We start from the raw sequence: 1424 nt of genomic DNA, 5'->3' as shown, positions 1-1424 counted from the left end.
AGATTGTGTACTCAGTTATTGACTGAGCATAGACCAGGTACATACTCGTTAGTTCCTCGAGATAATTAGTCGATATTGGTGCACCACCATTTATTGCGTTGAGTACTGCAAGCCAATCACCCAAGGTTTCAATCCTAGCCTTAGCATATGCTAAGTTACTTATTGCGTCAGCAATATCGTTCGTTGTCAAGTCCTGGCTTGCTGCCGTTAATGACTGCTGCGCATCCTCAATCCTATCGTATATTCCAATTATTATGTCTATGTTTGCCGTGGTTACATTGTAGTGGGAAACGGCGTTACTGTAGTAGTTGAGTTCATTGTTTAATTGGTTAAGTAATCCGTATAGTTGGCTTGTGGTATAATTCTGCATCTCATCTTGGTAATAATTAATTAATCCTTGGAAACCGAGGCTTGCCGCTGTGTAGTACATGCCCTGGTTTGCATAATTGATTACCTGTTTTACGTATTTGGAAACGTTTGGGTCCGTGGAATTGATGGCCCCGCTCTTAATTAACCTGTCATATATTCTCATCCAGAGGAATTTCGTAATATTGACGTAGGCCGTATTCTTCAATTCTTCACTTGATATCGATGGTATTGTGAGGTTAACACCGGTGAAGTAGTAAATGGCTTGCCTAACGCTCATTATGGGTATAACATCCACACCAAGGCTTCTACCATAACTTACCAGGTTGATGACCTGCCCAGTACTCGTTTGGTACTCCTGCTGCCCATACGGTATCAACACAACCTCGTAACCCTCCTGGGCGGCAGCCTCTATTTTAGCTGGCAACCCTCCAACCGGCCCTATGGACCCATCTGGCAATATCATGCCGGTCATCACAACGTCGGGATTTAATGTGTGGTTTGTTATTAATGCCCACATGGCAACGGTCATGTAACCACTGGCTGATGGTCCGCCGATCTCGAGGGTTGTTGGTTCCACATTTATTAGGAAGTTGTACTTATTGAATGGTTGGTTCGCCAAGTATGTGGCGACCAGGGCGGCTATTTGCGATGATGAGATGAACGTGCCACTTTCGGCGGTTGGTAATGGGCTTGAGGCAACGTACACATAGCCCGAGCCTGGTGTCATTGCTGTTACTGTTATGTTTATGACAGTGCCTGTGTTGTTTGAGGATACTGCGAGCGCGTGTATTGTTGTTGATCTCGTGTAAACAATAACCTGTTGCCACTCAGCGGCTAATGCCGCGGTTAACAATGCCACGGTTAGGGATAGGGTTAATATTACGATTATTCCAGCCCACCTTCTCATACGACATGATCAAGGACCCCGTATTAATAAAGCTTACACACTTCCTTAGCGTATTTAATTCCGTGGCTTTAGTGATTTTTGAGTTCATGTAAGTAGGGATATCAATACCGCCTTTGATGTATGAAGCCTATTCTCCGCCTGATCCCAC

Annotated in this window: 1 protein-coding gene; it reads right to left on the bottom strand. The window is 44.6% G+C overall.

Annotation, left to right across the window (positions count from 1 at the left end; translation table 11 throughout):
• On the bottom strand, window positions 1–1276 hold a 1276-nt coding region (locus AAX04_RS11450), incomplete at its 3' end, for a S16 family serine protease (protein ID WP_066798384.1).
• Window positions 1277–1424: the final 148 nt, after the last annotated feature.

This window comes from Caldivirga sp. MU80 (genome assembly GCF_001663375.1).
Lineage (GTDB): Archaea > Thermoproteota > Thermoprotei > Thermoproteales > Thermocladiaceae > Caldivirga.
Note: the sequence above shows the minus strand (reverse complement) of the source record. Positions and strands in the feature narration are given on the sequence as shown.